Source organism: Kribbella sp. NPDC004138, assembly GCF_053603655.1.
The window spans coordinates 1-25,474 of sequence record NZ_JBSGFZ010000031.1; the positions used below are offsets into that span (position 1 = coordinate 1).

General features: G+C 69.1%; 30 protein-coding genes and 1 other RNA gene. 17 read left to right on the forward strand and 14 right to left on the reverse strand.

Features of this window, described 5'->3' with window-relative positions:
- The first annotated feature begins 215 nt into the window (after positions 1-215).
- From ACWEOO_RS35170 to ACWEOO_RS35185, 4 genes are all read left to right on the forward strand, one after another.
- Positions 216-722, forward strand: coding sequence for a hypothetical protein (locus ACWEOO_RS35170; RefSeq protein WP_452146736.1), 507 nt, complete (start codon positions 216-218; stop codon positions 720-722).
- Between the two features lie 55 nt (positions 723-777).
- The gene (locus tag ACWEOO_RS35175) at positions 778-1,275 is read left to right on the forward strand and encodes a SigE family RNA polymerase sigma factor (protein WP_452146737.1); all 498 of its coding nucleotides are present in this window, start codon (positions 778-780) and stop codon (positions 1,273-1,275) included.
- Complete coding sequence (locus ACWEOO_RS35180; protein WP_452146738.1) at positions 1,272-1,814, forward strand: hypothetical protein; 543 nt, start codon at positions 1,272-1,274, stop codon at positions 1,812-1,814. The genes ACWEOO_RS35175 and ACWEOO_RS35180 overlap by 4 nt, the downstream gene beginning before the upstream one ends.
- Positions 1,815-1,888: 74 nt before the next feature.
- Positions 1,889-2,176, forward strand: a complete 288-nt coding sequence (locus tag ACWEOO_RS35185; protein ID WP_452146739.1) for a YiaA/YiaB family inner membrane protein — start codon at positions 1,889-1,891, stop codon at positions 2,174-2,176.
- Between the two features lie 24 nt (positions 2,177-2,200).
- Here the strand turns inward: ACWEOO_RS35185 and glnA are convergent, their stop codons facing one another.
- Positions 2,201-3,541, reverse strand: coding sequence for a type I glutamate--ammonia ligase (gene glnA, locus ACWEOO_RS35190; RefSeq protein ID WP_359932734.1), 1,341 nt, complete (start codon positions 3,539-3,541; stop codon positions 2,201-2,203).
- 114 nt (positions 3,542-3,655) lie between these two features.
- On the opposite strand from glnA, the gene ACWEOO_RS35195 reads away from it, so the two are divergent.
- Positions 3,656-4,063 carry a hypothetical protein gene (locus tag ACWEOO_RS35195; protein WP_363713883.1) on the forward strand — a complete coding sequence of 136 codons (408 nt, stop codon included), beginning with the start codon at positions 3,656-3,658 and terminating at the stop codon, positions 4,061-4,063.
- Here the strand turns inward: ACWEOO_RS35195 and ACWEOO_RS35200 are convergent.
- Both ACWEOO_RS35200 and ACWEOO_RS35205 read right to left on the reverse strand, forming a co-directional pair.
- Positions 3,989-4,873: a hypothetical protein gene (locus ACWEOO_RS35200; protein WP_452146740.1), complete on the reverse strand. Its 885-nt coding sequence runs from the start codon at positions 4,871-4,873 to the stop codon at positions 3,989-3,991. The genes ACWEOO_RS35195 and ACWEOO_RS35200 overlap by 75 nt on opposite strands.
- Positions 4,870-5,343, reverse strand: a complete 474-nt coding sequence (locus tag ACWEOO_RS35205; RefSeq protein WP_452146741.1) for a hypothetical protein — start codon at positions 5,341-5,343, stop codon at positions 4,870-4,872. Before ACWEOO_RS35205 ends, ACWEOO_RS35200 begins: the two co-directional genes overlap by 4 nt.
- Before the next feature lie 89 nt (positions 5,344-5,432).
- Here ACWEOO_RS35205 and ACWEOO_RS35210 point away from each other — a divergent pair, with 89 nt between their 5' ends.
- The 4 genes from ACWEOO_RS35210 (at position 5,433) to panB (ending at position 11,308) form a co-directional block, all read left to right on the forward strand.
- Positions 5,433-6,065 carry a peptidoglycan recognition protein family protein gene (locus ACWEOO_RS35210; protein WP_452146742.1) on the forward strand — a complete coding sequence of 211 codons (633 nt, stop codon included), beginning with the start codon at positions 5,433-5,435 and terminating at the stop codon, positions 6,063-6,065.
- A gap of 383 nt (positions 6,066-6,448) precedes the next feature.
- Complete coding sequence (locus ACWEOO_RS35215) at positions 6,449-6,970, forward strand: AAA family ATPase (protein ID WP_452146743.1); 522 nt, start codon at positions 6,449-6,451, stop codon at positions 6,968-6,970.
- 52 nt (positions 6,971-7,022) lie between these two features.
- The gene (locus tag ACWEOO_RS35220) at positions 7,023-8,795 is read left to right on the forward strand and encodes an NAD+ synthase (protein ID WP_452146744.1); all 1,773 of its coding nucleotides are present in this window, start codon (positions 7,023-7,025) and stop codon (positions 8,793-8,795) included.
- A 167-nt stretch (positions 8,796-8,962) separates the two neighbouring features.
- On the forward strand, positions 8,963-11,308 hold the full coding sequence (panB, locus tag ACWEOO_RS35225; protein ID WP_452146745.1) for a 3-methyl-2-oxobutanoate hydroxymethyltransferase: 2,346 nt from the start codon (positions 8,963-8,965) through the stop codon (positions 11,306-11,308).
- Here the strand turns inward: panB and ACWEOO_RS35230 are convergent.
- On the reverse strand, positions 11,305-12,204 hold the full coding sequence (locus ACWEOO_RS35230) for an aldo/keto reductase (RefSeq protein ID WP_452146746.1): 900 nt from the start codon (positions 12,202-12,204) through the stop codon (positions 11,305-11,307). The genes panB and ACWEOO_RS35230 overlap by 4 nt on opposite strands.
- Before the next feature lie 104 nt (positions 12,205-12,308).
- Here ACWEOO_RS35230 and ACWEOO_RS35235 point away from each other — a divergent pair, with 104 nt between their 5' ends.
- Positions 12,309-12,806: an NUDIX hydrolase gene (locus tag ACWEOO_RS35235; RefSeq protein ID WP_452146747.1), complete on the forward strand. Its 498-nt coding sequence runs from the start codon at positions 12,309-12,311 to the stop codon at positions 12,804-12,806.
- Here ACWEOO_RS35235 and ACWEOO_RS35240 read toward each other — a convergent pair whose 3' ends face one another.
- Positions 12,807-12,983: a hypothetical protein gene (locus tag ACWEOO_RS35240; RefSeq protein WP_359933119.1), complete on the reverse strand. Its 177-nt coding sequence runs from the start codon at positions 12,981-12,983 to the stop codon at positions 12,807-12,809.
- 62 nt (positions 12,984-13,045) lie between these two features.
- Positions 13,046-14,026 carry a helical backbone metal receptor gene (locus tag ACWEOO_RS35245; RefSeq protein WP_452146748.1) on the reverse strand — a complete coding sequence of 327 codons (981 nt, stop codon included), beginning with the start codon at positions 14,024-14,026 and terminating at the stop codon, positions 13,046-13,048.
- A gap of 50 nt (positions 14,027-14,076) precedes the next feature.
- On the opposite strand from ACWEOO_RS35245, the gene ACWEOO_RS35250 reads away from it, so the two are divergent.
- Positions 14,077-14,667, forward strand: coding sequence for a histone H1-like repetitive region-containing protein (locus ACWEOO_RS35250; protein ID WP_452146749.1), 591 nt, complete (start codon positions 14,077-14,079; stop codon positions 14,665-14,667).
- 86 nt (positions 14,668-14,753) lie between these two features.
- Here ACWEOO_RS35250 and ACWEOO_RS35255 read toward each other — a convergent pair whose 3' ends face one another.
- A complete protein-coding gene (locus ACWEOO_RS35255; protein ID WP_355484480.1) occupies positions 14,754-14,942 on the reverse strand; it encodes a hypothetical protein in 189 nt (62 codons plus the stop codon).
- A 52-nt stretch (positions 14,943-14,994) separates the two neighbouring features.
- On the opposite strand from ACWEOO_RS35255, the gene map reads away from it, so the two are divergent.
- Positions 14,995-15,843 (forward strand): type I methionyl aminopeptidase, encoded by an 849-nt coding sequence (gene map / locus ACWEOO_RS35260; RefSeq protein WP_452146750.1) that lies wholly within the window; start codon positions 14,995-14,997, stop codon positions 15,841-15,843.
- Positions 15,840-16,223 (forward strand): GNAT family N-acetyltransferase, encoded by a 384-nt coding sequence (locus tag ACWEOO_RS35265; protein WP_452146751.1) that lies wholly within the window; start codon positions 15,840-15,842, stop codon positions 16,221-16,223. The genes map and ACWEOO_RS35265 overlap by 4 nt, the downstream gene beginning before the upstream one ends.
- Here ACWEOO_RS35265 and ACWEOO_RS35270 read toward each other — a convergent pair.
- Both ACWEOO_RS35270 and ACWEOO_RS35275 read right to left on the reverse strand, forming a co-directional pair.
- Complete coding sequence (locus ACWEOO_RS35270) at positions 16,211-16,660, reverse strand: N-acetyltransferase family protein (protein WP_452146752.1); 450 nt, start codon at positions 16,658-16,660, stop codon at positions 16,211-16,213. The two genes, ACWEOO_RS35265 and ACWEOO_RS35270, sit on opposite strands and share 13 nt — an antisense overlap.
- A gap of 2 nt (positions 16,661-16,662) precedes the next feature.
- Positions 16,663-18,156: a S10 family peptidase gene (locus tag ACWEOO_RS35275; protein WP_452146753.1), complete on the reverse strand. Its 1,494-nt coding sequence runs from the start codon at positions 18,154-18,156 to the stop codon at positions 16,663-16,665.
- Between the two features lie 43 nt (positions 18,157-18,199).
- Here ACWEOO_RS35275 and ACWEOO_RS35280 point away from each other — a divergent pair, with 43 nt between their 5' ends.
- Together ACWEOO_RS35280 and rnpB are read left to right on the forward strand one after the other, a co-directional pair.
- A complete protein-coding gene (locus ACWEOO_RS35280; RefSeq protein ID WP_452146754.1) occupies positions 18,200-18,577 on the forward strand; it encodes a DUF952 domain-containing protein in 378 nt (125 codons plus the stop codon).
- Positions 18,578-18,587: 10 nt separating this feature from the next.
- Positions 18,588-18,998: RNase P RNA component class A (gene rnpB, locus ACWEOO_RS35285), an RNA gene on the forward strand.
- A 14-nt stretch (positions 18,999-19,012) separates the two neighbouring features.
- On the opposite strand, the gene ACWEOO_RS35290 is transcribed toward rnpB, so the two are convergent.
- A complete protein-coding gene (locus ACWEOO_RS35290) occupies positions 19,013-19,747 on the reverse strand; it encodes a DUF899 domain-containing protein (protein ID WP_452146755.1) in 735 nt (244 codons plus the stop codon).
- Between the two features lie 211 nt (positions 19,748-19,958).
- On the opposite strand from ACWEOO_RS35290, the gene ACWEOO_RS35295 reads away from it, so the two are divergent.
- Positions 19,959-21,104 carry an alpha/beta hydrolase family protein gene (locus tag ACWEOO_RS35295; RefSeq protein WP_452146756.1) on the forward strand — a complete coding sequence of 382 codons (1,146 nt, stop codon included), beginning with the start codon at positions 19,959-19,961 and terminating at the stop codon, positions 21,102-21,104.
- Here the strand turns inward: ACWEOO_RS35295 and ACWEOO_RS35300 are convergent.
- The gene (locus ACWEOO_RS35300; protein ID WP_452146757.1) at positions 21,101-21,586 is read right to left on the reverse strand and encodes a GNAT family N-acetyltransferase; all 486 of its coding nucleotides are present in this window, start codon (positions 21,584-21,586) and stop codon (positions 21,101-21,103) included. The genes ACWEOO_RS35295 and ACWEOO_RS35300 overlap by 4 nt on opposite strands.
- A 52-nt stretch (positions 21,587-21,638) precedes the next feature.
- Between ACWEOO_RS35300 and ACWEOO_RS35305 the strand changes: the two genes are divergently transcribed.
- A complete protein-coding gene (locus ACWEOO_RS35305) occupies positions 21,639-22,193 on the forward strand; it encodes a TetR/AcrR family transcriptional regulator (protein WP_359932676.1) in 555 nt (184 codons plus the stop codon).
- Here the strand turns inward: ACWEOO_RS35305 and ACWEOO_RS35310 are convergent.
- The 3 genes from ACWEOO_RS35310 to ACWEOO_RS35320 are packed head-to-tail and all read right to left on the reverse strand — an operon-like array spanning position 22,182 to position 25,454.
- Complete coding sequence (locus ACWEOO_RS35310; RefSeq protein WP_452146758.1) at positions 22,182-23,615, reverse strand: RNB domain-containing ribonuclease; 1,434 nt, start codon at positions 23,613-23,615, stop codon at positions 22,182-22,184. The two genes, ACWEOO_RS35305 and ACWEOO_RS35310, sit on opposite strands and share 12 nt — an antisense overlap.
- Positions 23,616-23,619: 4 nt before the next feature.
- Complete coding sequence (locus tag ACWEOO_RS35315) at positions 23,620-24,744, reverse strand: bifunctional RNase H/acid phosphatase (protein WP_452146759.1); 1,125 nt, start codon at positions 24,742-24,744, stop codon at positions 23,620-23,622.
- Positions 24,741-25,454, reverse strand: coding sequence for a zinc ribbon domain-containing protein (locus ACWEOO_RS35320; RefSeq protein WP_452146760.1), 714 nt, complete (start codon positions 25,452-25,454; stop codon positions 24,741-24,743). The genes ACWEOO_RS35315 and ACWEOO_RS35320 overlap by 4 nt, the downstream gene beginning before the upstream one ends.
- Between the last annotated feature and the right edge of the window lie 20 nt (positions 25,455-25,474).

Below are 25,474 nucleotides of genomic sequence, written 5' to 3' on the forward strand. Positions count from 1 at the left end.
CTCAACTACCAAACCCCCGCCGAAACCCTCAACCAGCTACTCTCAACCCCCTACCCAACCACCGGTGTTGCAACCACCGGCTGAATCCGCCCCGTTTCCGGCGGCTCGAAACGGTTGGTGGGTGCACAAGGTCGCGGCTGAGTTGCGGCTGGATTGCGGTGAATACACGGTGTCGTGTAGCGAACCCGCTCAGTAGTCGGGCATGATGACTGTCCATGGTCATGATGACGGGGTCACTCGCCGTGCGCGGCACGGTGATGTGGTTGACACCCCAGCAGGGCGGACGCGTCTCCGGACCGCCTGAGCCGGACTACGACTACGACTACACGGCGACCGCGTACCTGCCGCCGCGCACCGCCGACGACGGGCAGGCCGGGCTTGCGCTGCGCCGGTTCGCGCCCGGCGCCTGGCGGACGCCCGCCGAGGGGACTCTCGTTCCTGCGAAGGGGAATCGGGCCCAGCAGGTGATCCCCGGCTGCATCGTCGTCATCACCGAAGGCGTCCGTCCGGTGGGGCTGCTGACCGTCGAAGAGGTCGAGGCCCTCGCCCCCGACGGCACACCGGTTGTCGTAGCCACGCCTGCCACCCCGATCACGCTGCTCGCGCCGCTCGACGAGCCGCCGCCGGCCGAGCCGCCGTACCGTCACTCCACCGCGGCCGCTCGCTGGACCTCCAAGCACGCCTCCGACGACGCCCCCGCCTCGGAAACTGCCGGCGTTTGACCCCCAACGTCGCAAGCCGGTTGTTCGTCTGAACCGGTGAGAGGACGGTGGTGTGGTGGCCGACTGGGAGCAGGCGTTCCGCGCGTTGCTGGCGACGCGCGGGGGTGCGCTGCGCAGCTACGCCTATCTGCTGACCGGCGACACCGCGAGTGCCGGCGATCTGGTGCAGGAAGCACTCACGCGTGTCTTCGGGCGGCGCCGGGTCGGCGGGGACATCGACCAACTCGAGGCGTACGTCCGGCGCGCCATGCTGAACCAGTACGTCGACAGCCGCCGCCGGCTCGCCCGGTGGAACGCCACCCGCCACCTGCTGGTCGATCCACCCCACCACGACGACGACCGGTTCGCGGTCGCCGACGAGGTCCGCCGGGCGCTGAGCACACTGTCGCCGAAGCAGCGCGCCTGCGTCGTCCTGCGCTACTACGAGGACCTGACCGTGCCTGAGATCGCCGACGAGCTGGGCTGCGCCGAAGGCACCGTCAAACGCCACCTCTCCGACGCCCGCACCAAGCTCGCCACGCAGCTCGCCATCACCGAGGAGAGCACCCCATGACCGACCTGCGCGAACTGCTCCGCACCACAGCCGCCGAGGGCGCCGAAGCCGTCGACCTCGCCGAGGACGTCGTTGCCGACCGCATCCGTCGCCGCCGGACCCGCACCAAGCGCTTGGCGGTCGGCGGTGTTGCCGTCGCGGCGGCGGCGATCGCCGGTACCACATGGCTCGTCCGGCCGGCCAGCGAAACCCCGGCGCCCGCGAGCGGGCCGGTCCCTCGGATCGTGAGGTCCGATGTGGACACTCCCGCAGTGATGGAGGCACTGCTCGGCACCACGTTGAGCGCCGACGCGAACGGCTGCGTCCAGGCCGGCTCGGACCCCACCGCGGTCACGCTCGTGTGGCCACGCGGGTACACCGTCCATGGCAATGCGCAGTCCTTCGAGATCCTCGACCAGGCGAACAACGTCGTCGCTCGCTCCGGCGTACCCCTCGACATCGGCGGCGGTGGCGTCGACCACTTCCAGCCCACCTGGACCGGCAAAGACTGCGCAACCGCCACCCGCTTCTGGTGGGTAGGCCACATCTCCCAGCGCTAGCCGGCCGGGTAGGCCGAAGGCGTCTGAGTGTTTCTGCTCATGCCGCGCCTCTCCAGATGGCCGACGATCCTGGTATGACGAAGAGCATCCAGCCCCGGCAGACCGCAGCCTTCTACGCCCAGGCGGTCGCCTCCTTCGCCGTCTCGGTTTCGGCGATGGTGATTGCCCTGGCGTATCTCCCGGCCCAGCCCTGGGTACGAGCGTTCCTCGCCCTCGGCCTGTTGTACGTCGTGACGTCGACGGTCGTCCTGTGCAAGGTCGTCCGGGACCGGCAGGAAATCTCCGAGGTGACGAACCGCGTCGACCAGGCCCGCCTGGACAAACTCCTCACCGACCACGACCCGTTCAAAGTCGATTCGTGACCCGCCCGGCAGACCCCCGGCGTACTACAGAACCGGCAGGAGCTTGTTGAGTTCGAAGGGGGTCACCTGGCGGCGGTAGTCCTGCCATTCGGCGCGCTTGTTGCGGAGGAAGAAGTCGAAGACGTGTTCGCCGAGGGTCTCGGCGACGAGTTCGCTGTCCTCCATCGCGCTGATGGCTTCGGCGAGGCTGCCGGGCAGCGGCTTGATACCGAGCGCCTTGCGTTCGCGGGGCGTGAGGGACCAGATGTCCTCCTCGACCTCGGCCGGCAGTTCGTACCCCTCCTCGATCCCCTTCAGACCCGCGGCGAGCATCAAGGCGAAAGCGAGGTACGGGTTCGCCGCCGAGTCCAGCGACCGGAACTCGACGCGCGACGACTGCCCCTTGTGCGGCTTGTACATCGGCACCCGCACCAGCGCGGACCGGTTGTTGTGACCCCACGAGATGAACGACGGCGCCTCGTCCCCGACCGCGAGCCGCTTGTACGAGTTGACCCACTGGTTGGTGACCGCGGTGATCTCGGCCGCGTGCTGCAGCAGGCCGGCGATGAACGCCCGCCCGGTCTTGGACAGCTGGTACTGCGCGCCGCCCTCGAAGAACGCGTTCCGGTCGCCCTCGAACAGCGACATGTGGGTGTGCATCCCGGAGCCGGGCTGGTCGGACAGCGGTTTCGGCATGAACGACGCGTAGATGCCCTGCGACAGCGCCACCTCCTTCACCACGACGCGGAACGTCATGATGTTGTCGGCGGTCGACAGTGCGTCGGCGTACCGCAGGTCGATCTCCTGCTGGCCGGGACCGCCTTCGTGGTGGCTGAACTCGACCGAGATGCCCATCGACTCGAGCATCGTGATCGCCTCGCGGCGGAAGTCGTTGCCGATGCCCTGCGGGGTGTGGTCGAAGTACCCGGAGGAGTCCACCGGCTCGGGTGTCGTGCCGGGCGCGCCGACGAGCGACTTGAACAGGTAGAACTCGATCTCCGGGTGCGTGTAGAACGTGAACCCGAGGTCGGCGGCCTTCGACAGCGTCCGCTTCAGCACGTGCCGCGGGTCGGCGAACGACGAGGACCCGTCGGGCATGTTGATGTCGCAGAACATCCGCGCGGTGCCCATGGTCTCGCCCCGCCAGGGCAGGATCTGGAACGTCGACGGGTCCGGCTTGGCGAGCATGTCGGCCTCGGTCACCCGGGCGAATCCCTCGATCGCCGACCCGTCGAACCCGAGGCCCTCGGCGAACGCGCTCTCCAGCTCGGCCGGCGCCACCGCGACCGACTTGAGGAACCCGAGCACGTCGGTGAACCAGAGCCGCACGAAACGTACGTCGCGCTCCTCCAGCGCGCGCAGCACGAACTCCTGCTGCTTGTCCATCAGTCCACCTCTCACCGGCTTAGCGGGGTCTCTCACAGTGTGCCCCGCGCTTGTTAAGCAGACGTTACGTGGCGGGGCGGACAGTGCCACGATCAGGGCCTAGCGTGTCCCCTTGTGCAGACGATCTTCCACGCGGCGCTCATCGTGGCAGCGGTGCTGTGCGTCAGCGACCTGATCGTCAGCACCGCCCGGTTCGTGCAGTCGCTGCGGCGGAAACGACCCGCGGAGCGGGACGTCCTCGGCCGCCGCTGGTTGCCGGTGCCGGAGCTCGGGTTCGGCATGTGCGCGTTCTGCCTGACCGGCCTGGTCACGCTCGGGCTGACGCATCACGACGCCGACAACCTGCCGACTCGGCAGATCCTGCTCGCCGCTCTCGTCTTCGGGTACGCCGGGGCGGTGCTGTCCCGGGTCGTCCGGACGCCGGGGCCGGGCGGCCGCCGGTTCAAGCTACGCGCCGGCCTGCTGCTCGGCCTGCCGGCCGTGTTCGGCCTGGTCTTCGGCCTCTCGGGCATCGCGGTCTGAGCGCCTCGACCGCAACCACGGCACGATCCGTTCGAGCGGCGCGAACGCCAGCCAGCAGACGACCGTCGGCAGGAAGTGGATCAGCAGGATCGCAGTGTTCGCCGCGTGGAAGCCGATGAAGAACAGCGCCCCGAACAGCTGCCAGCGGCCGCGCAGCCAGAGGACGACCGGCGACAGGAACTCGCCGATGATGCCGACCCACTGCATCACGTGCAGGATCCACGGGTAGTGCAGCAACCACTCCCCGACCGGGTGCGGCCGTCGCACGATCGCCCAGGTCAGGACGGCGCTGCCGGGCCACGTCAGCGCCCATCCGGCACTGCGCAGTTTCGCGACGGCGGACAGGAAGTACGTCGCGATCACGCAGATCTGGATGCACCGGATCGCCCAGCCGGCCGCCTCGGACCGGGTCTGGTCGCCGTACCTCGCCCGGCCGACGGTCGGCAGCACCCACAGCGCGATCACGAGCGCGAGATGGTCGTGGTCGACCTTGCCATCGCTCATCCCGATCAGCACCCACCACGTGAACGCCGCGGCGACGACCCAGCCGGCGATCCGCGGGAAGTGGTTCGTCGCGCCGATCAGGCACGCGACGATCAGCACGACGTACAGCACCGTCGTGTTCGCCACCGACGGCCGGGGCAGGTCGAGGAGGCGGGCCAGCAGCAGCGGTTCGTACAGCCCGGGGTGCTCGCCCTTGTCGCGGGTGTCGCGGACGAAGGCGTGCATGTCGAGGATGACGAACAGGTACAGGATCGTTCGCAGCCACGCGATCCGCGCCATCGCGATCGCCGGCGTGAACCAGCTCATCGGGTCACCGTCCAGGTCGCGAGCACCTGGGAGGCCGGGGGTCCTTCGACCCGGCCCTTCACCAGCTGGGTGGTGTCCCGGATCAGCTCGAGCTTCACGTACTTCGGCTGGTCGGGATGCTTGCGCGCCCAGCCGTCCGCGACCTGCTGCAGCAGCGACGGGTCCTCGACGATCTCGCCGGACCGCGCCTCGATCTCGGCCCGCGCGACGCCGGCGCCCTCGATGTTCAGCGGTACGTCGACCGTCGTGCCGGCGTCCGTCTGCGCGCTGATCCGGGTGTAGTCGATCTTGGCGTCGTCGGGCACCGACATCGCGTACTGCGACATCGGCCCGAACGGCCAGGCGTCGTCGGTGGCCCGCACCGATCCGTTGATCAGCAGACCGATGCCGGCGACGGCGACCAGCACCCGCACCGTCTTGCCGAGCCGCCCCACCCGCACCACGTCCGGTGCCTCCTGACCCTGTGTCACCACGTCATTAGACCATTCCGGTTTGGCGGCCCGATTCGTAGGGAATTTTCTATATCATGACCGCCCCAGAAAATATCCAACGTGCCCGGGTGTCCCGGCGCGCCCTGCTCGGCGCCACCGCCGGCGGAGTGCTGCTGGCCGGCGCGACCATGCCCACAGCAGCGCACGCCGCCCCGGCGCCGCGCTGCTACACGCGCACCGAGTGGTCGGCGCGCCCGCCCAAGTCCCCGACCCAGGTGATCGGCAAGCCCGACCACATCGTCATCCACCACACCGCGAGCCCGAACGTCACCGACTACTCGCTCGCGGCGGCGTACAAGGTCCAGCACTGGATCCAGGACCTGCACATGGACACCAACGGCTGGATCGACATCGGCAACCAGCTCACGATCAGCCGCGGCGGCTACCTGATGGAGGGCCGCAGCAAGTCGCTGTCGTCGATCAACAACGGGCAGAACGTGCTCGGCGCGCAGACCGCGAACAACAACAGCCACACGATCGGCATCGAGCACGAAGGCATCTACGTGAGCGAGAACGTGCCGGTCGCGCTGTTCGACATGTCGGTGCTGACGTGCGCGTGGTTGTGCACGAAGTACAACCTGGACCCGCATGTCGCGATCGTCGGCCACCGCGACTACAACTCGACGCAGTGCCCGGGTGATGTGTTCTACGCGAGGCTCCCGGAGTTGCGGGACCGCGTGGCCGCGGTTGTCCTCGGCTGATAGGTGACCCGCCTGATCAGGAGTTCGAACGGGCCGCGGTAGCCGGTCCGGCGCATCCGGTCGGCGAGCAGGACGCTCGCCAGCCAGGTCGACAGGATGTGTCGAGGGCCGGGTGGTGCACTTGAGCGTGATCAGGTCCGTGCGTACGGTGTCTCGCCGGTGCACTACCTGTCGAGCTTGCACATCATCAGGACCGTCACGAGCTGCGCAACCAGCCCCCGCAACGCAAGCCACGCATTCACGAGAAGAGCGGCATCTGGTGGGTATGCGTCCGAGATGTCGGGTTGGCGTCCGAGGAGCGGGTGGTCAACCGCGCCCCTCGGACGTCGACCCATCTCATGCTGCGCCGTGCCGAAGCCTCCGACCTCGATAACGTCGACCAGGTGAAGCAGATCATCGCGTTCACCGGGCTGCCAGGCACCGGCAAGTCGACGTTGGCGGAGGCGCTCGCGACCGAAACCGGAGTGCCGGCTTTCGCCGGCGACTGGTTGCTCGGAGCCCTCAGACCGCACGGCGTCCTCGGCGGCCTCGATCGCCCCGCCTTCCTGGCGATGTACTACGACCTGCTCGGGACATTGATCAAACGCCAGTTGATGCTCGGGCAATCGGCGATCGTCGACTGCCTGGTGAACGCGGAGATCGCGGACCGATGGAAGAAACTGGCCACTGGGTACGACGGGCGGCTCCGGGTCGTCGAGTGTGTCTGCAGCGACGAAGCCGAGCACCGCCGGCGGCTCGACGGGCGGCGGCGTGGGATCCCCGGATGGCACGAAGTCGGGTGGGATCACGTGCTGCGGATGCGGAGTGAGTACCCCCGGTTGCAGAGTGAGCACCTCGTCCTGGACGCGATGGATCCGGTGGACGCGAACCTCGATCAGGTGCGGAGGTACCTGAGGCATTCGTAAGAGGTTGGTGACGGGCGTGGGGTCGGGCCGGGGGAACCAGTACTGTGCTCTCGTGCCTCAGCTTCGGGTAGCGCTCGCTCAACTCAATGTGACCGTGGGTGACATCGACGGGAACGCGGACAGGATCGTCGCGTGGACCCGGAACGCGGTCGAGCGTGGCGCGCACGTGGTGGCGTTCCCGGAGCTCGGGCTGACCGGTTACCCGGTGGAGGACCTGGCGTTGCGCGCGTCGTTCGTGGACGCTTCCCAGGCAGGGATCACGAAGCTCGCGCAGCGGCTCGCCGACGAAGGTCTCGGCGACATCGTGGTGATCTGCGGCTACCTCGACCGGGCGAGCGGTACGGCGATGGGCATCGACCGGCTCGGCCGCCCGAAAGGCTCGCCGACCAACGCCGCCGCGGTGATCCACCAGGGCCGCGTGGTGACGAGCGCCGTCAAGCACCACCTGCCGAACTACGGCGTCTTCGACGAGTTCCGGCACTTCGTTCCCGGCAGCACGCTGCAGGTCGTGCGCATCCACGGCATCGACGTCGCACTGGTGATCTGCGAGGACCTCTGGCAGGACGGCGGACCGGTCGCGGTCACCCGTGCGGCCGGCGCCGGCCTGCTGCTCGTCGTGAACAGTTCGCCGTACGAGGCCAACAAGGACGACGTCCGCGGTGATCTCGTCCGGCGCCGCGCCCGCGAGGCCGGCTGCGCCCTCGCCTACGTCAACCTCGTCGGCGGACAGGACGAGCTGGTCTTCGACGGCGACTCGCTGATCGCCGACGCCGAGGGCACGATCTTCGCGCGGGCGCCGCAGTTCGAGCAGGGCAGCATGGTCGTCGACCTCGACCTGCCCGCCGCGTCGGGCACTCCGCACGGCACCCACGAGGGCATCGAGATCGTCCACAGCGTCCTCCAGGCCGACGCGCTCGCGCCGTACGAGGCGATCCCCGCGAACATCGCGCCGCGGCTGTCCGACGAGGCCGAGATGTACGGCGCGATCGTCACCGGCCTGCGCGACTACGTGCAGAAGAACGGCTTCAAGTCCGTGCTGCTCGGCCTGTCCGGCGGCATCGACTCCTCGCTGGTCGCGGCGATCGCCTGTGACGCGATCGGCGCCGAGAACGTGTTCGGCATCTCGAACCCGAGCGTGTACTCCAGCGACCACTCCAAGGACGACGCCGCCGAGCTCGCCGCGCGGACCGGGCTGAACTACCGCGTCGTCCCGATCCAGCCGATGGTGCAGCCGTTCCTGGACACCCTCGGCCTGACCGGGCTGGCCGAGGAGAACCTGCAGGCCCGGGTCCGCGCGGTGATCTGGATGGGCCTGTCGAACGCCGACGGCCACCTGGTGCTTGCCTGTGGCAACAAATCGGAGCTGTCCGTCGGGTACTCGACGATCTACGGCGACGCGGTCGGCGGGTACGCACCGCTGAAGGACGTGCCGAAGACCGTCGTCTGGCGGCTCGCGAAGTGGCGGAACGCGGACGCGAAGGAGAAGGGGCAGCAGCCCCCGATCCCGCAGAACTCGATCGCCAAGCCGCCGTCCGCCGAGCTGCGCCCGGGGCAGCAGGACACCGACTCGCTGCCGCCGTACGACCTGCTCGACGACATGCTGGACGACTACGTCGAGCAGGACCGCGGCAGTGCGGAACTCGTCGCCGCCGGGTTCGACACCGAGTTGGTGACCAAGACGATCCAGCTCGTCGACAAAGCCGAGTACAAGCGCCGGCAGTACCCACCAGGCCCGAAGATCACCCACAAGGCCTTCGGCCGGGACCGCCGGTTGCCGATCACCAATGCATGGCGTGAGGACGCACGAAAGGCGGCCGAGCACTGAGTGACTCCTGGCGGTACCGCCCATCCACAGACACCCCGTGGAGCTCGCCCGACGAGCTCCACGACCGCTCCGGCCTGCCCCGGCAGGACCTGCCCCGACGCGATGTGAGCGATCGCTCACCCACAGGCGGTGGCGCTCACCCTCCGCAACGGTGGGACGATGAGGGCATGGTTGACAACTTCCTGTCGGCCGGTACCCAGGGCGACGACGAGGAGTTGCCTTCGCCGTACGGGACCGGACCGAAGAACCGGGCAACCGAGGAACACCGCCGCTCGGACTACGACAACGACCCGTGGCAGGAGCGCGGCTCCGGCCTCGACCCGGCACCGTCGCTGCCGAACGCCCCGCGCACGTACGAGCGTGGGCCGGTCCCGCAGCAGCCGTACGTTCCGAAACCGCCGTACCTCCCGAGCGCACCCCCACCGCCGCAGCAGGCCCCGCGGACCGAGCGCCCCGAGTACTACGGGGAGTCGCGCGAGGAGTCGTACGGACGGGAGTACCAGGAGCAGAACCCGTTCCGCCCGCAGCCGCCGGCGCAGCAGCCTCCGCAGTCACCGCCGCCGGGACGGCCCAGCCCGTTCGGGCCCGGGTCGGGCAGCAACGGTGCGGCCGGAGCGCAGCAGCCGCCGCGGCCTCAAGGACAGAGCGGAAACGGTACGCCGCCGCGCCCCGCGCCGTCGTCGAACGGCAGCACGAACTGGACCACTCCGGCCGCGCCGCCGAGTCCGTTCGGTGCGCACCCGCAGCCGCCGGCCGCGAGTAACGGGTTGAGCAGTTACAGCTCGAGCAACGGCCACAGCAGCAACGGGTCGAGCCCTGCGTCGAGCAATGGGTCGAGCAATGGGTCGAGCAATGGGTCGAGCAATGGGTCGAGCAGCAACGGACTGAGCTCGCAGCAGCCACCGCGGCCGCCGCAGCGTCCGGAAGCACCGCGGGCGCAGGAAGGTCGCGCGCAGGAGCCGTCCCGCCGCTACGAGCCAGGCCCTGGTCCGGAGCCGGTGTGGAGTCATGAGCCGGTTCGCCCGCCGGAGCCCGCGCATGAGACGCGGCATGAGCCCGCACATGAGCCCAGGCGTGAGCCGGCGCGTCCGCCGGAGCCGGCCCGCCCGCGCGAGGAGGAGACCCGTCCGCAGGAGATCCGGCTTCGGCCGCGCGGGCAGTCGCACAACGGGTACCTGTCGGACCCGAGTGCCGAGTACGAGAGCAATGCGCCGGTGAGCGACGACGCTGTCGGCACTCCGGTGCCCGAGCAGCCGCGCGTACCGGGAGCGGCCCGGCCGATCGGGGCGCGGCGACGCGCCGACGTGCAGCAGGACGCGCCGAGCCAGGTCCCCGCGGAGCAGGTCAGCTCGCCCCGCGGCGCTCGCCGTGCCCAGGCCACTCCGGTCCAGCAGGCCACCCCGGCGCAGCAGGCAACTCCGGCCCAGCAGGTAACTCCGGCCCAGCAAGCCACTCCGGTCCAGCAGGCCGCGGCTCAGCAAGCCACCCCGGCCCAGCAGACGTCGCTGGCCCAGCAGGCCGCGCCGATCCAGCAGGCCGCGCCGGCCCAGCAGGCTGCGCCCGTGAGCAACGCCGCAGAGCCGTCCGCGAGCAACGCACCGGAGGCTGCCGCGGCGACGCCTGCTTCCGAGGCGTCCGAGGTCTCGCCGTACGGCGGTGGAGCGTCCGCTGCCAAGCGGTCCGGCGACGGTGCACCCGCCGCCGACGCGCCGAAGCGGCCGCGGCGGTACCGCGTGCACCACCTGAGGGATTTCAAGAGCCGCGGCGAGAAGTGGGCGATGCTGACGGCGTACGACCAGTACACCGCCGAGATCTTCGACCAGGCCGGCATCCCGGTGCTGCTCGTCGGCGACTCCGCCGCGAACAACGTGTTCGGCTACGACACGACGCTGCGGGTCACGGTCGACGAACTGATCCCGCTGGCGCGTGCGGTCGCCGGTGCGGTCGAGCGGGCGCTGGTCGTCGCGGACCTGCCGTTCGGTTCGTACCAGGCGTCGCCCGAGCAGGCGTTCCACACTGCCGTGCGGTTCATGAAGGAAGCCGGCGTCCACGCGGTGAAGCTCGAGGGCGGGCGGACCGTCGTACCGATGGTCGAGAAGCTCACCCAGTCGGGCATCCCGGTGATGGCGCACATCGGCTTCACGCCGCAGAGCGAGCACAGCATCGGCGGGTACCGCGTGCAGGGCCGGGGCGATCAGGCGGCCGGCCTGATCGACGACGCCGTCGCGCTCGCCGCGGCCGGTGCATTCTCGCTCGTGCTCGAGATGGTGCCGGGCGACGTGGCCGCGGAGATCACCAAGCGGGTGCCGATCCCGACCATCGGCATCGGCGCCGGCCGCGACACCGACGCGCAGGTGCTGGTGTGGCAGGACATGGCCGGGCTGCGCTCCGGCACCATGCCACGCTTCGTGAAGCAGTACGCCGACCTGCGCGGCATCCTCGTCAACGCCGCGGCGACCTACGCGTCCGAGGTCGCCTCAGGAGCCTTCCCCGGAGAAGAACACACCTTCTAGATCCACGGCAGGGCTGAACGTTCGGTCCAGTACTCCTCCGGTTGCTGGACGAACTCGGTGAGTGGGCCGTCGGTGCGGTACGCGAGGTTGCTGGTCAGCTGTGCCGTCGTGGTGGCTCCGCTGAGCACCACGTCGGCCCAGGGCTGGGCAACGGCCGCACCGATGGCCAGCGCGTCGGGCGCGACGCCGTGCTGGTGAGCGAACTCGTTGAACGGCGTCTCGCCGGCGCGCGCCGTCAGGCGGCCGTTGGCGACCGCTTCCTTGATCACGACGAACCAGCCCGCGTCGTGAGCCTCGGCGAGCGCGTCGCCGGCTGAGGTCTCCAGTACATTCCAGGTGGCCTGGACCGCGCTGAACGGCGTACCGGAGGACAACGCCTTGTGCAGGGTCTCGGCCTGTCGCGGACCGCTCGTGGACAGACCGACGCGGACACCCGAGTCCGTCAGCTCGCGCAGCCGATCGAGCAAGCGCTTGTCCTCCAGCGCGGGACTGTCCGACGTGAGGCTGTGGACGAGGTAGAAGTCCGGCGGCCCGCCGAGCGCCCGAAGAGTCTCCGGCCACTGCCGCTCGAACGTCGCGAGACTGTGGTCCTTCACCTCATGCGTGTCCACGTCGTGCCGCCAGTCGGCGACGTACGTGTAACCCCATTTCGAGCCGACGGTCAGCTGACTGCGGCGTTCCGGCGTCAGCCATTCGCCGAGGAACTCCTCGGCAAGACCGTACGAACGCGCGGCGTCGAAGTACCGAACACCTGCCAGCCAGGCCTGCTCCAGCAACTCGTGCGTCCGGGCCCGCAGGTCCTCGACCGCCCGTCGCGGCGGCAGGTCCTCGTCGTGCCCGAGATTGATGTACCCAGGACGCCCCAGCGCCGCCAGTCCGAGACCGATGCTTGCCATGCCAAAAATGATCCGCACAGTGATCGTAGGTGTCCACAGCAACCATGTGAGACGCGCCGCACGACCCGGCACGGAGCAGGCCTCGTCCCTTAGCGTTTTGTGGTGTGAGCGAATCCCAGCTGCCACCACCAGGGACGGTCCGGCACCGTACGACGGCCCGCGTGCTGCCGGTGCGACCGGACGGCAAGGTGCTGCTGCTGCACGGCTGGGACCCGCTGAAGCCGCAGACGCCGTACTGGTTCACGATCGGCGGCGGTGTCGAAGCAGGCGAGACGGTCGCGGAAGCCGCCGGCCGGGAGTTGCGCGAAGAGGTCGGCATCGTGCTGCCGATCGACGCGCTCGGCGCACCGGTGACGACCAACACGATCGAGTTCGAGTGGGGCGGGTGCCGGATCGTCCAGCACCAGACCTTCTTCGCGGTCGCGGTGGACCGCGTCGACGTGACGTTCGCGAACCAGGAGGAGCTCGAGCTGCAGACCATCAGCGCGCACGGCTGGTGGTACGGCGACGATCTCGAGGCGACCGGCCAGGCCGCGCACGTGACGATCCCGGGTCTGCTCCGTCAGGCGGCCGACGTCATCACCTTGCGCCGCGCGTCCTGATCAGCGCTTGCGCGCTTGTTTGAGGACCTTCTTCGGGACCTTCTTGTCCACCTCGTAGTGCACGCGGTCGATCCGCTCGGCGCAGCCCGCCTTCGACAGGCGCAGCAGGACGACCGGGCACTTCTTGCACCTCGGCTTGTCCTTGCAGCACTTCTTCTTCGCGGTCATCGACGGCACGCAGGGAGCGTAGGTGAGGCATGCCTAACCCGTCCAGACGTCGCTGGTGATCGTGGCGGACGTCACGCCAGTTGCCCGGTGAGCAATTCGCGTGCTTCGACGAGTGACGGTCCGTACCAGGTCAGATGCCTTCCGGATACACAGCGCGCGGGTTTGCCGAACGCTTCGGGACCGTCGTCGGGTGAAAACGCATAAGGCTCGTCCGGCAGTACCACGACGTCGTACTCCGGTAACGCGTCCGGATCGATCCGCGGATAACGCTCACCGGATTCGCTCAGCACGTTGTCGATACCGAGTCGGGACAGCAGATCGCCCGCGAACGTGTCCCGCCCCAACGCCATCCATGGTCTACGCCAGATCGGAATCACCGCCCGCCGGCGCATTCCGTCGTACGGCGTGCGCCACACCGCGCGTGCGTCGTTCAGCCATTGCGGCTCGTCGCCGACGACCGCCGAGAGCATGCGGCCGAGTGAATCGAGTGCATCGGGCACCGTCGTCGGCGCAGTGACCCAGACCGCGATTCCACTGGCGCGCAACGCGTCCAGATCAGCCGCGCGATTCTCTTCCGCGTTCGCCAGGACGACGTCCGGAGCGAGTTCGCGGATGCGCTCCAGATCGGGATTCTTGGTGCCGCGGACACGCACCACGTCGAGGTCCGCGGGATGCGTGCACCAGTCGGTCGCACCAACGATCAGGTCCGCGCGGGTGGCCGCGATCGACTCCGTCAACGACGGCACGATGCTGACCACGCGACGTACCTCGCGGGGTAGTTCGACGACGGTGCCGAGGTCGTCACGCACGTGCTTCAACTCCTCGGTTCGCAGGACGTTGCCGAGGACAACACTCGCCGAACAGGGCGGTTTCGGCGACAAACTGCCGCGTGTCGCCAAGAAAATATTCCGGGCATCCGGCATGCTCGGGGCGCGGCGGAATCCCTTCTGCACAAGGATTTTCGGCATTTGCGCGCACATCCGCCGCCAGTTCTCCTTAACCTGCGGATGTTTCCGGTGCTTTACGTAGCGCACAAGTGTTGTCATCATCATGACGACGAGGAATCCACCGTGGTTTTCCTCAGCCGCACCAAGGAGGCAGAGTGCCAGCCAAGAAGGCAGCCGCAGGGAAGGCGACAGCCAAAAAGGCTTCTCCCGCCAAGAAGACTGTCGCGAAGAAGGCCAGCGCCGCGAAGACGACGACCGCGCGCAAGGTCAGCGCAGCAAAGAAGACAGCGACGAAGAAGGTGAGTGCGGCCAAGAAGACCGCCGCCAAGAAGACGGTGGCGAAGAAGGCGCCGGCCCGGAAGACCACCGCCACGAAGGCTCCGGCGAAGAAGGTCACGGCCGCGAAGAAGACCGTCGCGAAGAAGGCTCCGGCGAAGCGCGCGACCGCCGCCAAGAAGACCACGGCGGCGGCGAAGAAGACGACGGCCCGCAAGACGACGGCCGCGAAGAAGACGGTCGCGAAGAAGACCGCGGCGAAGAAGGCGCCGGCCAAGAAGGTCGCCGCCAAGAAGGCGCCGGCCCGCAAGGTCGCCGCGAAGAAGACCCCCGCGAAGCGCGTCGCCGCGAAGAAGGCGCCGGCTCGGACCGCCGCGAAGAAGTCCGCGGTGAAGAAGACCGTCGCCAAGAAGGCGCCGGCCCGCAAGGCTCCGGCCCGCAAGACCGCGGCCAAGCGCGTCGCCCGCTGAGATCGCGGATCAGACAGCGGTAACTGCCGAGGGGCACCACCGAAGTTGATCGGTGGTGCCCCTCGGCATGTCGCCGGCGCCGGACGTCAGTCGTCGTCCCACTTCGGGTCGTTGTCCCAGTCCTCGTTGCGTTCCTGGACCTTCTCCAGCGCGCGGGCGGCCTCCTCCGGCGAGCTGTACGGCCCGAGCCGGTCGCCGGACTTCGCGCCCTGGTACGGCTCGACCTTGCCGGTCTTGGTGTTGTAGTACCACTCGTTGCTGTGATCGTCGCTCATCTGGATGACCACCTCCTGGGAGTCTTGTCGCGCTCTCTAGAATGATCTCACCATGTCGATCCTCACTCCTGGCGTCATTTCGCCGCGCCGCGACGTACCTGCTTCCATTCCGCGTCCGGAATACGTCGACAAGCCGGCGCCGACGCCGTTCGACGGTTCCTACGTGACGTCTCCCGAGCTGGTCGACAGGATGCGGGTCGCGAGCAAGCTGGCCGCGCAGGCGTTGCAGGCGGTCGGCGCGGCCGCGAAGCCGGGCGTGACCACGGACGAACTGGACGCGGTCGGCCACGAGTACCTGGTCGAGCGCGGCGCGTACCCGTCGACGCTCGGCTACCGCGGCTACCCGAAGTCGTTGTGCACGTCGGTCAACGAGGTGATCTGCCACGGCATCCCCGACGACCGCCCGCTCGAGAACGGCGACATCGTCAACGTCGACATCACCGCGTACCTCGACGGTGTGCACGGCGACACCAACGCGACGTTCCTGGTCGGCGACGTCGACGAGGAGAGCCGGCTGCTCGTCGAGCGCACCCTCGAGGCGCTGAACCGCGGCATCAAGGCGGTCCGGCCCGGGCGCCGGGTGAGCATCATCGGCCGGGTGATCGAGTCGTACGCGAAGCGCTTCGGGTACGGCGTGGTGCGCGACTTCACCGGCCACGGGATCTCGACGTCATTCCACTCCGGGCTGATCATCCCGCACTACGACGACGAGCGGTTCGACGACATCATCGAGCCCGGCATGACATTCACGATCGAGCCGATGCTCACGCTCGGCACGTACGAGTACGACCTGTGGGACGACGGCTGGACCGCCACCACAAAGGACAAGTCACGCACAGCGCAGTTCGAGCACACGCTGGTGGTCACCGACACCGGCGCCGAAGTCCTCACCCTGCCGTGAACGTCACGCAGTACGCCGAGGAACACCTCCCCGGCATCCTCGCGATCTGCGAGACCGAAGACTGGCCGTCACTGCCCGCGGACCCGATCCGCGCCGACGCCGTCTTCACCGCCCCCGGCGTGACGACGGTCGTCGCCCTCGACGGCGAGCAGGTCGTGGGTTTCGCCTACCTCCAGAGCGACGGCCACATCCAGGCCCACCTCTCCCAGATGGCCGTCCACCCCGCCTACCGCCGCAAGGGCATCGGCCGAGCCCTCCTCGATTACGCCGCTCCCCTCACCGGCGCCCAACGCGTGGACCTCGTCACCGACACCGCCGAGGACTTCTACTCGTCCTTCGACCACAAGACCTTCAGCGGCTTCCGCATCTACCCCGGCTGAAACCCCACGGACCGGTAGAGCGCGAGAGCCGGTGTGTTGGTCTCCTGGACGCGCAAGGCGACCTCCACAGCCGAGCATTCGGCCAGCAGCAGCTTCGCGATCCCGGACCGCCGGTGGCTGCGTGCGGTGAAGAGCTCGATGACGAACCGGCAGTCGGGGGTGTCCGGCCACGGTGCGCGTTCAACGACGAGCAGGGCACCGACGAGCTCGTCACCCCTCCATGCCAGGCGGCTGAGGGTGGTGTCGAGTACGCCGTACTCGCCGTCGAAGGTGCGGTGGATGTCCTCCAGGGCTTCCGCTTCGGTTGCCGAGGCGACACCCGGGTCGTACGCCTCGAAGTACAGGCGGCCCAGGGACGCCGCATCGTCCGCCGACAGCGGACGCAGTTCGACGTCGGGTACAGGCGACGCCGAAACTACGCCCGCAGGGCGGGTCATGATCATCGGTTGGCGGAGTTGGTGATGAAGGTGCCGAGGTCGGCGGACTGCTGGATGCGGGATTGTTCGTGGACGTACATCATGTGGCCGGCGGGGTAGTACTTGGTTTCGATGTTCGTGGTGAGTTCGGCGGGGATCTGCAGGCGGGCGAGGGTGTGCTCGGTGGCGAAGTACGGCGTGGCGCCGTCGTAGTAGCCGGAGGCGACGTGCACCTTCAGGTGCGGGTTGACGCGCATCGCCTCGGCGAGCTTGTCGGCGACCATGATCTGCTTGCCCTCGAACTCCTTGAACGACCAGTTGCTCGCCGCGTCCCAGTGCAGGACCTCGTACGGCAGGTCGTTCTCATAGCCGAGCTCGACGCGGACGTAGTGGTTCAGCGCCGCGGCGTACGGTCCGGTGATCGCGTTCATCGACGGGTCGCGGTCCGGCGTCTCCGAACCGTAGTCGGCACTCCATCCGGTGAATCGTCCGTCGAGCCGCCCGACCGTCTGCCGCCGCGACCGCAGCAGCTCCCCGAAGAACCGCATGTGCTCGATCCGCAGGTTGACCCGGTCGATGTAGTCCTCGCTCAGCCCGGTCAGCGCGGCCAGCCGGCTGACCACCTCGGCCCGGTAGTCCGCCGGGATTCGGTTGCCCTGGGCAAGCGCATTCGGGTACCGGCCGGCCGCGAACCGCTCGGCGTCGGCGAGCACCTCCTCCAGCGACCGGTCCGGGACCAGGCCGTGGTAGTGCGCGATCGCGGCGTACGACGGCAGGAACAGCGTGTACGGCAGGTCGTTGCCCGGTGAGAAGTCGAGCGTGCCGAACTCCAGCACCGCCGAGATCAGCATGACGCCGTTGAGGTACATCCCGTACCGCTGCTGCAGATGCGCCGCGAGCCCCGCCGCGCGCGTCGTACCGTACGACTCGCCGGCCAGGAACTTCGGCGACATCCAGCGGCCGTTGCGCGACGTCCACAGCCGGATCACCTCGCCGACCGACTCCAGGTCGCGCGTGAACCCGTGATAGTCCCCCGGCTTCTCCCCCTCCGCGGCGCGCGAGAACCCGGTCGACACCGGGTCGACGAACACCACGTCGCTGTACTTCAGCAACGTCTCGGCGTTGTCGACGATCGAGTACGGCGGCGGCGCGAGCTCGCCCGCGTCACCGGACACGACACGGCGCGGACCGAGCAGGCCGAGATGCAGCCAGATGCTCGACGACCCCGGCCCGCCGTTGAACGCGAACGTCACCGGGCGGGTGCCGGCGTCCGCGTCGTCCAGCGTGTACGCCGTGAGGAACACCTCGGCCTTCGGCTTCAGCCCGTCGAACGTGCCGTCGGTCAGTACCTCCTCGCGCAGCACGATCCGCCCGGTGGTCGCCGTGTACCGCAACTCCTGCCCGTCGACCGTCACCGCGTGCCGCGTCGCGACGAGATCGTCGACGGGCTCCGCGGGCTTGGTCTTGGTGCCGGTCTTGGTCTCGGGCTCCGTCTCGCTGTGCTCCTCGTTCGCCATGTCGAGCACCTTAATCGACGGCCGCAGCGGCTAGCGTTGGATCATGGCGACGATTCTGCACATCGCGTTCGTGGACCAGTGGGAGGCCGCGCTCCGGGCCGGGAGCTACCGGTGGTCGACCCGCGGCAAGAGCCTCGACGACGGCGCGACCTTCATCCACGCGTCCCGCCCCGAGCAGGTCGCGATGGTGGCGAACTTCGCATACGACGACGTCGACGGCACTGCCGAGCCGCTGTGCCTGCTGGTGATCGACACCGCCCGGCTGGTGTCGGCGCTGTGCGACGAGGACCTGGACGGGACCGGGATGAGTTTCCCGCACATCTACGGCCCGCTGAACCTGGACGCGGTGGTCGGGGTCCGCCCGTACCACCGGGGTACCGACGGCCTGTGGCCGGAGGTGGCCGCCGAGGCCGTATCCTGAGGGTACGGAACGGGTCGGTCGGGCGATCGCGTCGTCCTTTGCAGCTCAGCTGGAAGGGGCGCCGAGGAAAGTCCGGACTCCACAGGGCAGCGTGGTGGGTAACGCCCACCCGGGGCAACCCGCGGGACAGTGCCACAGAGAACAGACCGCCAGCGGCTCCGATGAACCCCGTGGTTCACCGGAGTGCGGGTGAGGGTGAAACGGTGGTGTAAGAGACCACCAGCTCCGCAGGTGACTGCGGAGGCTAGGTAAACCCCACGTGGAGCAAGGCCAAGAAGGGCGGTGGGCAACCACCGTCCGCGCGAGCGACCGAGGGCTGCCCGCCCGAGCTCGCGGGTAGGCTGCTGGAGGTGCCCGGCAACGGTCACCGTAGATGGATGATCGCACTCGACAGAATCCGGCTTACAGACCGGCCCGTTCCCTTCTCGGCCCCAGTCAGTGGCAGTGGTCCTCGTGCGGCGGCGGGACGGCGCGGCCGGCAGGTTTTTCCCAGGGTTCCTGGCGGCCGAGGGCGGTGAGGTCGAGAGCGGTTGCGGTGAAGGTCATCGCGTCGGGGCCGCGGCCGTACGTCGAGTACGTGTGGTACACCTGCTCGTCGACGCGGAGGAAGCAGCTCAGGCCGTGCAGGTCGAAGGGCTGCTGCATCTGGGTGTGGTCGTTGTTCGGCAGCACGTCCCACTCGGCCTTGCTGCGGTAGTTGTACTCGAACGGCACGACGGACTCGTCCAGCGTCACGTGGTAGTCGTAGTTGAAGTCGCTGCCGTACGACGAGTACCACGGGTACTCCCAGCCGCGCGCGCTGCGGTACGCCGCGAGCTTCTCGTACGGCGCCCGCGACACCAGCGCGAAGGTCGTGTTCGCGTCGTTGAGCAGCCGCGTCGACCCGATGTCATCGACGAATCCGGTGCAGTTCGGGCACCCCGCATCCCACTCCGGCTGGAACATGAAGTGGTACACGATCAACTGATCCCGCCCCTCGAACAACTCCAGCAGACCGCTCGAGCCGCCCGCGCCGGTGAACCCGTACGCCTTGTCGACGAGCACCATCGGCAACTCCCGCCGCCGCGTGTTCAACGCATCCCGCTCCTTCGTGAACGCCTTCTCCACCGCCAACAGCTCACGCCGAGCCGCCACCCACTCGTCCCGCGACACCACATCCGGCAAAATCATTCCCGCTCCTCCATCCGATTTCCTGGAACGTCGGAGCCGCCCCCTCACCTTCGACATGCCCGGCCGAGTCACGCGGCCGCCGTCGAGTCGTGGCGAATGGTCCGGGTACTTGTCGGCGAGTCGTGGATCTTGGTTGGTTGCGGCAGCCGAATCTCACGACTCGGCGGGTGAAGGTGGGGGCTGGGCGCGGTGGTGGTGAGAGGCTTGGGGTATGAGGCGACGGGTGCGGACCGGAATCGTGATCGTGCTTCTGGTCGTGCTGGTTGGCGGGGCCGGGTATGTGGGTTGGGTGTTGGTGCAGCGGTCCGAGCCGGTGGCTTTGCCGGAGACGAGCGGGAGTTTCCAGGTCGGGCGCCGGACGTACGAATGGACCGACACGCCCCGCCGTGATCCGTACGTGAACGGCCCGCGCCGGCTCGCCGTCTGGCTGTGGTACCCGGTGGCCAAGGAGACGACCGGGCGCCGCGTGCAGTACGCGCCGGGCGAGTGGAGCGGACTGCACCTCAAGGCACCGGCCTCGGTGCTCCAGGGGCCGTTCGACACGCTGCAGGACCGCGCCCTCGACCGAGTTGCGATCGCGCCGGGACGGTTCCCGGTCGTGGTGCTGATGCCGGGTATGGGGCTGTCCGCGCCGATGTACGCCGCGCTCGCGGAGAACCTCGCCAGCCACGGCTACCTCGTCGCGGGTGTCACCCCGACGTACAGCGCGAATCTCACCGTCCTCGGCGGGCAGACCATCGAGAGCAAGCCGGAGGCGAATCCGCCGAATCTCGGCGACAGTACCGAGGGCGCGCAGCAGGTCGGCGACCACCTGGTCGGGATCTGGGCCGCCGACGCGCGGTTCGCGGCCGGCATGGTCGCCAAGGAGGTGCCGGACTCGGTCGAGTCCGCGGTCGGCGCGTCGTACGTCGGCCACTCGTTCGGCGGCGCGGCGTCGCTCGAGGCCTGCCGCCTGGACCCGCGCTGCGCGGCCGCCGTCGACCTGGACGGGATCCAGTTCGGCGAAGTCGTACGCAAGGGCGTGAAGGCGCCGGTGCTGCTGCTCGGCGCCGACGACTCCTGTATCACCAGCGTCTGCGGCCCGGACGCGAAGAACGACCACGGCCGGGACCGAGCCCTCTCGTTGCTCAAGGCAAGCACCGGGGCGTCGTGGTGCGCGACGATCCCCGGCACCCGGCACTTCAACTTCACCGACTACGGCGTCTACTACCTGGCGTACCCGCTGCGCAGGTACCTTCCGCTCGGCAGCGTCGGCCCGCGGCACGCGCTGACGGTCGCCAACGGTTACGTGAGCACGTTCCTCTCCCACGCGATCTACAAGACCGCGGCCCCCGGCGCACCGCTCTGCAAGTCCTAGAGGTCCAGCTCGTACGTCTGCCCCACCAGGTGGTCGCCCCACATCTCATGCACCTCGGTGCCGGTCAGCCGGAAGCCCCGCGACAGGTAGATGTGCCGCGCCGCGACCAGCGGATCATTCGTCCACAGCACCATCCGCTTGTATCCGGCCTCGCGCGCGAACTCCAAGCATGTGTCGACCAACTCGGCGCCCAGCTTCAACCCACGCGCGGCGGGCGTCACGAGCAGCAGCCGCAACTGCGCGGTCGTCTCGTCCGGCCCGCGCACGCAGAAGATGCTGCCCGCCCGCTCCCCGTCGACCTCGGCGATCCACGCGGCCTCGCGTTCGTCGTCGTGGCCGGACGCGTACGCCGACACGATCTGCGCGATCAGCGTCTCGTACGCCGGCCCCCAGCCGTACTCGGCCGCATAGATCTCCGCGTGCGACTGCACCACCCAGCCGAGGTCTCCGGGCCGCCCCAGCTTCCTGATCAGTTTCGTCATCAACCCTACCCACTCTACTGACACGACTGTTTCAGTAAGCGATACTAGCCCTGTGCCAGCCACAAAGGAAGCTCCTTCCGCCCGTCAGCAGGAACTGCTCGAGCGCGCCTACGCGTACTCGCTGACGCACGGCCTGGCCGACCTGTCGCTGCGCCCGCTGGCGACCGCGATCGGCTCGAGCCCCCGGGTGCTGCTCTTTCTGTTCGGCAGCAAGGACGGCCTGATCCGCGCGCTGCTCGCCCGCGCCCGGTCGGACGAACTCGCGCTGCTCCACGAGATCGAGCAGCGGTACGACGAGCCGCCCGGCCTGACCGTGATCGCCCGGGAACTGTGGACCTGGCTGGCCGCGCCGGAACGCCGGCCGCTGATGACGTTCTGGGTCGAGGCCTACGGGCGGTCGCTCGTCGCACCCGACGGCCCGTGGGCGGATTTCGCCCGCTCGACGGTCGACGACTGGCTCGAGTTGCTCAGGACGAGCGACCCCGACCGGACGGCGGCCCGGCGCACCGCCGTACTGGCGATGCTCCGTGGCGCACTGATCGACCTGCTCGCGACCGGCGACCTCGAACGCACCACGGCCGCCGTCGAGGAATACCTAGCCGACTAGCTCGAAGGCGACGGTGCGCTTGGCGATGTCGGCCTCGACGAGCCGTACCCGGACCTGCTGCCCCAGCGGCAGGGCCGGACCCGTGACCCGGCCCTCGATCGCGTACTTCGTCAGCACGACGATGCCGCGGCTCTGCTCCTTCTCGTCCGCGTCGGTGATCACGCCGTCGAACTCGCTGCCGACCTGGTCCGCGACCAGGCCTGCCTCGACCATGCTGACGATCGAGCGCTCGTACGCGTGTGCGCGCCGGTCGGCGTCGTCCATGATCTTCGGGATCTCGTCCATCGACTCGCGCACCCAGGCCGGCACCTCGGCGCCCGCGGAGAGTGCGACGCAGATCTCCCCCGTCCAACGGTCCACCAGCCGCCGCAGCGGCGCGGTGACGTGCGCGTACGCCGCTTTCATCGCGGCGTGCTGCGGCTGCTCGGGGACACTCCCGTCGAACGCCACGTAGCCGGCCCCGCGGAACAGCACCGTGCACGCCGCGAGCATCGCCGCGTGCGCCGGCACCGACGGGTCGAGCCCGTGGATGAACTCCGCGTAGGACGTCTCGGCGGGCCAGTCGATCCCGAGCGCCTTGGCGGTGCTGCCGAGTTTGCGGCGCAGGTCGTCGTGCGATTCGGGCAGCGTGCGGAGGATCCCGATCTTGCCCTTGGTCATCAGGCTCGCGGCCGCCATCCCGGTGAGCAGCGAGATCTGCGCGTTCCAGCCCTCGACCGGTAGCGGTGCACGGAACTCCAGACCCCAGCCGTGGTTGGAGGTGACGATCTCCTGGTCCGGGATCGGGAGGTTCACGCCGCCGCGTTCGAGTTCGCGCTGCTCGCGGAGCTTGCCGACCTCACGCAGCAGCTGCAGCGACTCCGACGCCGTCCCCGCGTCCAGGTCCTTCTGTACGCCGGCGTAGTTGAGCTTGGCCCGCGACTTCACCAGGGCACGCTCGCAGGTGACGCCTGTCCCTTCGCCGGTCGCGTCGACCGTGATGGTCCAGAGCAGCGCGGGCCGCACCTGGTCGGGCAGCAGCGAGGCCGCGGCCTCGGACAGCTCCGGCGGGTGCAGCGGCGTGCGCTTGTCCGGCGCGTACAGCGTCTCGCCGCGGCGCCGGGCCTCGGCGTCGATCGGGTCGCCGGCGCGCACGAACGCGGCCACGTCCGCGATCGCGTAGTGCACGGTGAACCCGTCGCCGGTGCGCTCGATGTGCAGCGCCTGGTCGAGGTCCATCGAGTCCGGCGGGTCGATCGTCACGAACTCGATGCCGGTCCGGTCCAACTCGGGCAGGCGGGCGCTGCGGACCGCCTCGACCGCCGCCGCGGTCACCTCCGGCGGGAACTCCGCGGGCACCTCCTGCTCCCGGCGGATGTCCTGCAACGACGCCCGGAAGACCTCCGGCACACCCTCGACGAAACGAATCCTCTGCAGCGGCATGGGCTCAGACTAGCGAGGGCTGTACGTTGAAGGAGCGCAGCGACGCCAGACCGTCGGCGTACCAGTGGATCTCGGTCAGGGTCGCCGGGCGCAGCTCCATCCGGAACAGCGACGACATCGGGGCCTGCAGCACCGAACGGACCATCAGCTTGATCGGTGTCACGTGGGTGACCACGACGATGGTCTTGCCCGGGTACCGCGCGAGCAGGCCGTCGCGCGCCGACCGGGCCCGCCGGGCGCAGGTGTCGAACGATTCGCCGCCGGGCGGCGCGACCGCTGTCGAGTCGAGCCAGGCGTTCATCGCGTCGGGCCACTTCTGCTGGATCTCCGCGAACGTGTGCCCGTCCCAGTCGCCGAACGCGACCTCCCGCCAGCCCTCGTCCACGATCGCCTCGAGCCCGAGCTTGTCCGCGACCGCCTGCGCGGTCTCCCGGGTCCGGCGCATCGGCGAGACAACCAGCGCGTCGACACCCCCGATCCGCGCCAGGTATTCGGCGGCGGCCAGTGCCTGCGCACGACCGGTGTCGCTCAGCCCGGGGTTGTCGCCGCCGGATCCGGAGAACCGCTTCTCCGCGGTGTGCGGCGTCTCGCCGTGCCGCAGGAAGATCAGCTGAGTCGGCGGCTCGGCCTGCGGACCCCAGCCCTGCAAGGCCTTCTGCAGATCGGACGGCTCCTTGTCGATCGCGACCGGCGATCCGGCCGGGGCCGGCGTCAACGGGATGTCGACGCCGTCCAGCGCGTTGTTCGCGAGCGCGTCGGCGGCCGCGTTCTGCGCGCGCGGCACCCAGGTCCACTCGGTGCCGAACGGCGCCAGGCCCTGCGCCTTGATCGCCAGCGGCTGCAGGTCCGGGTGCTTGATCTTCCACCGGCCGGCCATCTGCTCGATCACCAGCTTGGAGTCCATCCGCACCTCGATCGAGGCGTCCGGCGCATACTCCGCGGCCAGCTCGAGACCGGCGATCAAGCCGGAGTACTCGGCGACGTTGTTGGTCGCGATCCCCAGCGTCCGGCCCTGCTGCGCGATCACCTTCCCGGTCGCCGGGTCACGCACGAGCGCGCCGTACGCCGCCGGGCCGGGGTTGCCGCGCGATCCACCGTCGGCCTCGACGATGACGTGGGAGTACCTCATACAGCGCTCTCCGCCGTCCGCACGAGGATCCGGCCGCACTCTTCACAGCGCAGTACGGCGTCCGGCGCGGCGGCCTTGATCGCGGACAGGTCGGACGGCGCGAGCTCCATCCGGCAGCCCATGCAGCGCTTGCCGACGAGCGGCGCGGCGCCGATGCCGCCGTTGTGCTCACGCAGCCGCTGGTACTGCTTGACGAGCGGTTCCGGCAGCTCGGTCGCGACCGCGCTGCGCTGGTCGCCGATCTGGGCGCGCTGCTCGTCGAGCTCCTTCAGCGCGGCGTCGCGACTGGTCTCCAGCTCGGTCTGCCGGCCGGCGCAGGCCTCGGCGCGGGTGCGCAGGTCGATCTGCACCGCCTCGGCGGCCTCGAGCTTCTCCATCACCTCGAGCTCGGCGTCCTCCAGGTCGGAGATCCGCCGCTCGAGCGACCCGATCTCGTGCTGCAGGTTCTCCAGGTCGCGCGGCGAGGTCACCTGTCCGGAGTCGAGCCGCTGCTGGTTGCGGGCCCGGCGCTGCTTCACCTGCTCGACGTCGGAGTCGGCCTTCTTCTGCTCACGCTGCAGGTCACTGACCTCGGTGTCGGCGGTGACCAGGTCACGGTCGACCACGGACTTCTCGGCGACCAGTTCCTTCAGGGCCTGGTGCTCGGGCAGCGACGCGCGCTTGTGCGCGATCTGATCCAGCTGCAGGTCAAGATCCTGCAGGTCCAGCAATCGGCGTTGGACGGCGGGCT

Coding starts and splice junctions, on each gene's coding strand:
- ACWEOO_RS35170 (WP_452146736.1), top strand. CDS start 216: ATGGTCATGATGACGGGGTCACTCGCCGTGCGCGGCACGGTGATGTGG.
- ACWEOO_RS35180 (WP_452146738.1), top strand. CDS start 1,272: ATGACCGACCTGCGCGAACTGCTCCGCACCACAGCCGCCGAGGGCGCC.
- ACWEOO_RS35185 (WP_452146739.1), top strand. CDS start 1,889: ATGACGAAGAGCATCCAGCCCCGGCAGACCGCAGCCTTCTACGCCCAG.
- glnA (WP_359932734.1), bottom strand. CDS start 3,541: ATGGACAAGCAGCAGGAGTTCGTGCTGCGCGCGCTGGAGGAGCGCGAC.
- ACWEOO_RS35200 (WP_452146740.1), bottom strand. CDS start 4,873: ATGAGCTGGTTCACGCCGGCGATCGCGATGGCGCGGATCGCGTGGCTG.
- panB (WP_452146745.1), top strand. CDS start 8,963: ATGGTTGACAACTTCCTGTCGGCCGGTACCCAGGGCGACGACGAGGAG.
- ACWEOO_RS35230 (WP_452146746.1), bottom strand. CDS start 12,204: ATGGCAAGCATCGGTCTCGGACTGGCGGCGCTGGGGCGTCCTGGGTAC.
- ACWEOO_RS35245 (WP_452146748.1), bottom strand. CDS start 14,026: ATGATGATGACAACACTTGTGCGCTACGTAAAGCACCGGAAACATCCG.
- ACWEOO_RS35255 (WP_355484480.1), bottom strand. CDS start 14,942: ATGAGCGACGATCACAGCAACGAGTGGTACTACAACACCAAGACCGGC.
- map (WP_452146750.1), top strand. CDS start 14,995: ATGTCGATCCTCACTCCTGGCGTCATTTCGCCGCGCCGCGACGTACCT.
- ACWEOO_RS35270 (WP_452146752.1), bottom strand. CDS start 16,660: ATGACCCGCCCTGCGGGCGTAGTTTCGGCGTCGCCTGTACCCGACGTC.
- ACWEOO_RS35275 (WP_452146753.1), bottom strand. CDS start 18,156: ATGGCGAACGAGGAGCACAGCGAGACGGAGCCCGAGACCAAGACCGGC.
- ACWEOO_RS35280 (WP_452146754.1), top strand. CDS start 18,200: ATGGCGACGATTCTGCACATCGCGTTCGTGGACCAGTGGGAGGCCGCG.
- ACWEOO_RS35290 (WP_452146755.1), bottom strand. CDS start 19,747: ATGATTTTGCCGGATGTGGTGTCGCGGGACGAGTGGGTGGCGGCTCGG.
- ACWEOO_RS35295 (WP_452146756.1), top strand. CDS start 19,959: ATGAGGCGACGGGTGCGGACCGGAATCGTGATCGTGCTTCTGGTCGTG.
- ACWEOO_RS35300 (WP_452146757.1), bottom strand. CDS start 21,586: ATGACGAAACTGATCAGGAAGCTGGGGCGGCCCGGAGACCTCGGCTGG.
- ACWEOO_RS35310 (WP_452146758.1), bottom strand. CDS start 23,615: ATGCCGCTGCAGAGGATTCGTTTCGTCGAGGGTGTGCCGGAGGTCTTC.
- ACWEOO_RS35315 (WP_452146759.1), bottom strand. CDS start 24,744: ATGAGGTACTCCCACGTCATCGTCGAGGCCGACGGTGGATCGCGCGGC.